The 7,026-nt window shown below is 66.5% G+C and carries 5 protein-coding genes and 1 pseudogene; 4 read left to right on the top strand and 2 right to left on the bottom strand.

Going from position 1 to position 7,026, the window contains the following annotated elements:
- Positions 1-76 precede the first annotated feature (76 nt).
- A pseudogene (locus CFP68_RS18640) lies at positions 77-1,000 on the bottom strand (two-component system sensor histidine kinase NtrB); the annotation flags it as partial.
- A gap of 722 nt (positions 1,001-1,722) precedes the next feature.
- Positions 1,723-2,886 carry an RsmB/NOP family class I SAM-dependent RNA methyltransferase gene (locus tag CFP68_RS12915; protein ID WP_099827364.1) on the bottom strand — a complete coding sequence of 388 codons (1,164 nt, stop codon included), beginning with the start codon at positions 2,884-2,886 and terminating at the stop codon, positions 1,723-1,725.
- Positions 2,887-3,221: 335 nt separating this feature from the next.
- Here CFP68_RS12915 and osmF point away from each other — a divergent pair, with 335 nt between their 5' ends.
- From osmF to CFP68_RS12895, 4 genes are read left to right on the top strand one after another with little or no spacing between them, the layout of a single operon-like run.
- Positions 3,222-4,136 carry a glycine betaine ABC transporter substrate-binding protein OsmF gene (osmF, locus tag CFP68_RS12910; protein WP_099827344.1) on the top strand — a complete coding sequence of 305 codons (915 nt, stop codon included), beginning with the start codon at positions 3,222-3,224 and terminating at the stop codon, positions 4,134-4,136.
- 56 nt (positions 4,137-4,192) lie between these two features.
- On the top strand, positions 4,193-5,320 hold the full coding sequence (locus CFP68_RS12905; protein ID WP_241524075.1) for an ABC transporter permease: 1,128 nt from the start codon (positions 4,193-4,195) through the stop codon (positions 5,318-5,320).
- Positions 5,317-6,252 carry an ABC transporter ATP-binding protein gene (locus tag CFP68_RS12900; protein WP_099827342.1) on the top strand — a complete coding sequence of 312 codons (936 nt, stop codon included), beginning with the start codon at positions 5,317-5,319 and terminating at the stop codon, positions 6,250-6,252. The genes CFP68_RS12905 and CFP68_RS12900 overlap by 4 nt, the downstream gene beginning before the upstream one ends.
- Positions 6,249-6,983 (top strand): ABC transporter permease, encoded by a 735-nt coding sequence (locus tag CFP68_RS12895; RefSeq protein ID WP_099827341.1) that lies wholly within the window; start codon positions 6,249-6,251, stop codon positions 6,981-6,983. Before CFP68_RS12900 ends, CFP68_RS12895 begins: the two co-directional genes overlap by 4 nt.
- Positions 6,984-7,026 lie beyond the last annotated feature (43 nt).

Genomic DNA, 7,026 nt, shown 5'->3' with positions numbered 1-7,026 from the left:
TCGTCACACCCCAGGTCAAAAAATGCCCTCTGCTTCATACCGCAGCGGCCCGCTCAGGGCAATTTTTCGAGGTGCCCTTGTGCATCTGATCAGGCGTGATGCCGGTTCCCTCGTCGTGCACCCGCACTGTCACATAGGCGCCGGCGGGTAATTCCACCCGGTCGCGCCGCGACGGAGCGGCGAGCGTTTCGACACCTGTGACGATGCGAATTTCTCCCCCCGCCGGCATCGCGTCACGGGCATTGACGACGAGGTTCATGATGACCTGCTCCAGCTGGCGCTTGTCGGCACGGATGAGCTGCAACGCGGGGTCGTGGGTAAACGTGAGGTGGACCCGTTCGCCCACCAGCCGGTTCAGAAGATGGGTCAGGTCGGCAAGGGTATGACGAAGATCCAGGAACTCGGGGCGCAGGTTCTGTTTGCGCGAAAACGCCAGCAGTTGTCCGACGAGGCTGGCGGCACGGTTGGCGTTCTGGTTGATCTGTTCGAGATCGGCAAAGTCCGGATCCGCATGGTCGCGCCGCAACAACAGCAGGTCACAATGGCCGCTGATCGCGGTCAGGAGGTTGTTGAAGTCGTGGGCGACACCGCCTGCAAGTTGGCCGACTGCCTGCATTTTCTGGCTTTGAACGAACTGTGCCTCGAGCGTCTTGAGCTCGGTGGCATCGTGCAGGACGGCGATCAGATGGGTCTGGGTGCCCACCTCGACCCGGTCCAGCGTGATCTGAAGGTAAAGGTCACGGGCGCCGGCCTTGGTGCGGGCGATTTCGGGGCGCAATACACCCCGCCCTTCCATGGCATCGCCCAGCCATTCGCGGATCGGCCGGCCCAGTCCTTCGACGACTTGCGACAGGTGTCGCCCGACGATTGCCTCATCATCCATCAACTGACGCGCGCGGTGACTGGCCGACGTGATGACGCCAGAGTGATCGATCCGCAGGATCGGCACCGGCAATGCGTCGAATTCATCATCCGCCGCCACGGTTTGTGTCACCGGCTCCGGGACCGGCGGCACGACGGCCGGCACGTGTGCCGCAACCTCAGGCAACAGTCGCCAGATCACGGTCATGGCATCATAACGGATGGCCGTCAGGGTCAGCCCGCCGGTTGCGCCGTTGATCGCGTGTTGCGCGCAACCATCGCGCAGCGCCGCACCACACAGCGTCTGTGCAAGCCTGAGCGGCTCGGACGCGTGGTGCGCCAGGATCTCACCCACCGGCTGTCCAGCCTGGGCGCCCAGATCGGATCGTGCAGCGGGGTTGATCAGGACGGTCGTGCCGTCGCTGTCAGAGACGAAGGCAGGCGCCGGATCGTGACGCACCAGCGCCGACAGCGCGCGGCCGGCGAAATACCGTTGCAGGCGATAGGCCACCGCCATGACGGTCGTGGCCATCGCCAGCAACGCCAGGCTGAGCGCTGCCAACAGCAGAACGGCCCGAAAATGATCCACGGCCACGAACCAGGCGACGGCCCCGAGAACCGCCACGATGGCCCAGAGCGCCGTTGCGCGAAGTATCGCAGAATAGGATGCCGCGGGCATCCGGGGCGAAGACACGGCCGAATTGGTCAAGGCGAATCCTGATCTTTGCATCATCGCCTTACACATCACTCCCCATTGGTTAAGGCGCGATTAACTCCCGCATCACACGCCTGCCGCGAATTGCCGCAAAGCGTTGCACGCAAGACACGAACTCGACAATCCCCGGATCGTCATGAACCGGCCTAGTCCTTGAGAAGATGGCAGAAATAAAATCCGTCACCGCCATCAAGCGGCGTCAGGCGGCGTTCGCCCACGACCGACCAGCCGGGATTTGAAGCCAGAAACAGATCAATTTGTCCGCGGTTTTCCGCATCGAGCAGGGAACATGTCGCATATGCCAGCGCCCCACCGGTGCGCACCAGGGCGGCCGCGTCACTCAGGATGCGTGCCTGCAACGCGCAAAGCGCGGCCAGCGCGGCGTCGTCAAGGCGCCACTTGCCCTGGGGTGAACGTCGCCATGCGCCACTGCCCGAACAGGGCGCGTCGACCAGAACGACATCGAACGGCGCTACCGTGGCGGCGGTGCCGGGGGCGAGGATATCGGGCGATACCCCTGCCCGTTCGGCGCGCGCCGGCACGTCGGACATCCGGGCGCGGTCCGCATCATGGGCGAAGAAGCGCGCGTCGCATCGCGCCGCCATGGCCAATGTCTTGCCGCCGCCGCCCGCACAGTAATCCAGCACGCGGACGCCGGGCGACAGCGGCACGGCATCCGCCACCGCCTGACTGGCCGCGTCCTGTATTTCGACCAGCCCACTTCGATAGGCATCGGAGTTCTGCAACCGGCGTGGGTTGCTCAGCACTTCCAGCGCGGTGGGCGACAAGGGATGCGGGCGGGTTTCGATCTCATCCCGCACCAAGGCCTGCTGCGCTGCGCCAATATTGCCCTTGCGCAGATTTACCCGCAAAAACAAGGGCGCACGATCGCGCAAGGCCCGCATCACAGCCGTGAAATCATCGCCGAGCGACGCCTGCAGCGCCGGCGCCAGCCATTCGGGGCAATCGAGCGCTTCCAGCGGCCCGGGCTCGAGCGGCAGGGCGATCTCATCGGCGCGCAACGGTGCGGGCGCGTGGGCGATGCCGGTGAAAACCTCGCCCGGATCAAGACCGCGTTCCCGCAGCAGGCCCAGCATGACCCGACGCCCATCCATCCCGCCACCCCGCGCCGCGGCCGAGCGCAGCCGGCGCAAGGCGTCGAACACATGATCGCGGATCGCGGCCCGATCACCCGAGCCGGCGAATCGGTTCTGCCGTCCCCACGTTGTCAGAACCCGTTCTGCGCTGTCGCCGGCCATAACGATGTCGAGGATCTGGATCGCGGCGGAAATCCGCGCAGCGGGCGTCATGGACGGCCCCCGGGGCCCACCGGGCGGGTCGCGGGCCATCCGTTTATAACACGTGGTTTCATCATCGGTGTCGCCTTTCCCCGGTATGTCGGAACGTCCACGGGTCGATCCGGCACCGGTTCGCACGGTCGACATTCTGGCGCGGTCCGCGCCTGTGGGTGGCTCTAGCGATGGCCACTGCCGGGCGTCAAGCACCGCAATGGATGCATTCGCGACCCGTCGGCGCGCGATTCATTGCCGGGGAATGGCGAACTTGGCCTTGGCATCAAGGCTGTGGCCACTACCATACCACCAGCTTTGAATGTCACCTTTGTTTGCAAGGAGCCTGCCTGATCATGACCTCCCGAATTCTTTCAAGTGTCGCCGTTGCCGCACTGTCCGTCGCGGCCGCGACATCCGCCGCCGCCGACATCACCGTTTCCTCGAAGATCGACACCGAAGGCGGATTGCTGGGGAACATGATCGCCCTCGCGCTCGAGGATGCGGGCCTGCCGGTCGAACGTCGCCTGCAGCTGGGCGGCACGCAGGTGGTGCGCGAGGCGCTGCTGGCCGACCAGATCGACATCTATCCCGAGTATACGGGCAATGCGGCCTTCTTCTTCAACGAGGCCGACAGCGATGTCTGGAAGGATGCCAAGGCGGCCCATGCCCGCGCGGCCGAACTGGACCGCGACCAGAACAACGTCACGTGGCTGGATTCCGCGCCCGCCAACAACACCTGGGCCATTGCCGTGACCGGGCCGGTGGCTGCCGACAACGACCTGGCCACCATGTCGGATTTCGGCGCATGGGTCGCGGGTGGCGGCGATGTGACGCTGGCCGCATCGACCGAGTTCGTGTCGTCCCCGGCCGTTCTGCCCGCGATGCAGGAGACTTACGGCTTCACGCTGACGCCGGATCAGACGGTGATCCTGTCGGGCGGTGACACGGCGGCAACCATCCAGGCGGCGGCGCGCGGCACCTCGGGCGTGAACGCCGCGATGGTTTACGGCACCGATGGTGGCGTCGGCGCGACGGGACTGGTCGTGATGGAAGACGACAAGGGCGTGCAGCCCGTCTATGAGCCGGCGCCGATCGTGCGGGCCGAGGTGCTGGCGGAATACCCGTCGATTGCCGATGTGCTGAACCCGATCTTTGCCGGGCTCGACATGGCGACGCTGCAAAAGTTGAACGGACGCATCCAGGTCGGGGGCGAGCCGGCCGAAGCGGTTGCGCGTGATTACCTGACCCAGGCCGGGGTTCTGGACTGATCGCGCGCGCACGCGCGACCCATACCCCCGGCGCGGTCCTGTCCGCGCCGGGGGTCTTGTTCTGCCTGCTGGGGCTGGCCGCGCTGCTTGCGCCTTTCATGACGCTGGCCGCCAACCGGATCGTCGCTGGTGAAGGCATCACCGTCTGGCAGCTGGCCGATACCGCATCCGTCTTGCCCGGCGTTCTGGCTGTGATGGCGGGATTGGCGCTGGGCGTGCCGGCCGGTGTCACGCGCCTGCGCCTTGGTGGATCGATACTGGGCCTCGCCGGCCTGTTGTGGTTGCTGCAACAGGGAACCCCGGCCTTGCTGGAGGGTGCGGGCGATTATGCCCGTGTCTCCCCTGCGCTTGGCTTCTGGTGCCTGCTGGTCGTGCTTTTGCTGCTGATGGCAGATGCGCTTGCGGCCATGGCGCCGGGGCCGTTGACGCGCGGCGCGTTGCTGGCGGGCATCATGGGCGCGCTGCTGGTCGTTCTTTCGTCCGACGGCCTAGCGGAACTGTCGGTTCTGAAGGAATATGCGGCCCGCCGTGATGCGTTCGGCCGCGAACTGGTGCGGCACCTGGGCCTGGCCTTCGGTTCGCTCGGGGCGGCCGCGGTGATCGGCTTTCCCCTCGGGATGCTGTGCCACCGTCGCGCCGAGTTGCGCAGCGCCGTCCTGCCGGTGCTGAGCTTTCTGCAAACCATCCCGTCGCTTGCCATGTTCGGCCTGATGATACCGGTTCTCGGCTGGGTCGGGAACACCGTGCCGGGGGCCAGGTCCATCGGCATCGCCGGGATCGGATTTGCACCGGCCTTCATGGCGCTGGTCCTCTATTCCCTGCTGCCGGTGGTCGGCAACACGGTGGCCGGGCTGGGCGCGACGCCGCCCGCCGCTCTCGAGGCCGCGCGTGGCATGGGAATGACCCCGCGCCAACGCCTGCTTCGGGTGGAACTGCCGCTGGGCCTGCCGATCATACTGACCGGCCTGCGCATCGTGCTGGTGCAGAACATCGGGCTGGCGGTCATCGCCGGCCTGATCGGGGGTGGCGGCTTCGGCACGTTCGTCTTCCAGGGCCTGAACCAGACCGCGACCGATCTGATCCTGCTGGGCGCGTTGCCCACCGTCGTGCTGGCCATCACGGCGGCCATCGTGATGGACATCCTGGTCGAACTGACCCGCCGGACACCCGAGGTTTCCCGATGATCGAGATCGACAGCATCACCAAGGTCTATGGCGACGAAACCGCCGTCGACGCGGTATCCATGACCGTTCAGACCGGAACGATCACCGTGATCGTCGGCACCTCGGGGTCGGGCAAGACCACCCTGCTGCGGATGATCAACAGGCTGGAAGAACCGACATCGGGCGAGGTGCGCATCAAGGGGCAATCCACCCTCGCCGTCAAACCCCACATCCTGCGGCGGCGCATCGGTTATGCCATCCAGGGACACGGGTTGTTTCCGCACCACACGGTTGCGCGCAACATCGGCGCCGTCCCCGAGCTTCTGAACTGGTCGCGCGACAAGACCGAGGCCCGCGTCGATGAGTTGCTTGACCTGTTCTCGATGGAACCGGCGCAGTTCCGCGACCGGTATCCCGGCGAATTGTCCGGCGGCCAGCAACAGCGCGTGGGCGTCGCGCGCGCGCTGGCGTCGCGGCCCGACCTGTTGTTGATGGACGAACCCTTCGGCGCGCTTGACCCGATCATCCGCACCCGTGCACAGGAAGACCTGCGCCGCATCCAGCGACAGCTCGGCTCGACCATCATGCTGGTGACACACGACATGGAGGAAGCGATCCGCCTGGGCGACCGCGTGGCGGTGATGGACGCCGGCAAGCTGGTGCAGCATGGCACACCGGCCGAGATCATCACCCAGCCCGCGACCGATTTCGTGGCCGACATGGTGGGCGATGTCGAACGTCCGCTGCGGCTGTTGTCACTGATCCCGTTGTCCGACCTTGTCGAGGACGGCACGGCCGATGGCGCCCCCCTGTCCCCCGCCGACAGCCTGCGCGATGCCCTGTCCGCCTGTCTGTGGACCGGCCGTTCGGCAGTGCCGGTTGTAGAGGACGGCGCGCCGCTGGGCCGGGTCACGCTGGATGCGATCCGCGCCCGCGCCCGGGCACACACATGAGGATCGGCATGATCCTGCGGCCGCTGCTGATCGCGCTTCTGCTGGCCCTGGTGCTGCGGCCCGAATGGTTTACGCCGGTGTTTGCGCCGCTGGCGCCCGAAGGCGGGCCGGTGATCTATCAGCGCGCGTCGCTTCTGTCGCTGTCGCTCAGCCATCTCGGCCTTGTCGCGGCGGCGTCGCTGGCGGCCACGGTGGTGGCGGTGACGCTGGCCATTCTGGTGACCCGCCCGGCGGGCGCGGCGTTCCGCCCCCTGTCGCGCACGATCACCAACATGGGCCAGACCTTTCCACCCGTGGCCGTTCTGGCGCTGGCCGTGCCGGCACTGGGGTTTGGCGCCGGACCCACGTTGGTGGCGCTGTTTCTCTACGGTCTGCTGCCGATCTTCGAAAACGCGACCACGGCATTGTCGACGCTGCCGCCCGCCACAATGGAAGCCGCACGCGGCATCGGCCTCAGCCGCTGGCAGCGCCTGGTGCGGGTGGAACTGCCGCTGGCCCTGCCGGTGACGCTGACCGGTATCCGGCTGTCGGTCGTCATTGCGTTGGGCACGGCGACGATCGGATCCACCGTCGCGGCCCGTACCCTGGGCGAGGTGATCATCGCCGGCCTGCTGACCAACAACACCGCCTATGTGTTGCAGGGCGGGTTGATCGTCGGGCTTTTCGCCGTGCTTATCTATGACGCGCTGGTGCAGATCGAACGCCGCCTGGCCGCACGTATCGGCGCATGACCGCGCGGCTTTGCCATTGGCTTGGCGACGGCGGTTCGGCAAA

This window comes from Oceaniglobus indicus, assembly GCF_002751875.1.
Classification (GTDB): Bacteria; Pseudomonadota; Alphaproteobacteria; order Rhodobacterales; family Rhodobacteraceae; genus Oceaniglobus; species Oceaniglobus indicus.
The sequence above is the reverse complement of the archived record's forward strand: the minus strand, read 5'-3'. Positions and strand labels throughout refer to the sequence as shown.

Bases quoted from the DNA above. Each gene is read 5' to 3' on its own strand.
- CFP68_RS12900 (WP_099827342.1), top strand. From the start codon at position 5,317: ATGATCGAGATCGACAGCATCACCAAGGTCTATGGCGACGAAACCGCC.
- osmF (WP_099827344.1), top strand. From the start codon at position 3,222: ATGACCTCCCGAATTCTTTCAAGTGTCGCCGTTGCCGCACTGTCCGTC.
- CFP68_RS12895 (WP_099827341.1), top strand. From the start codon at position 6,249: ATGAGGATCGGCATGATCCTGCGGCCGCTGCTGATCGCGCTTCTGCTG.
- CFP68_RS12915 (WP_099827364.1), bottom strand. From the start codon at position 2,886: ATGACGCCCGCTGCGCGGATTTCCGCCGCGATCCAGATCCTCGACATC.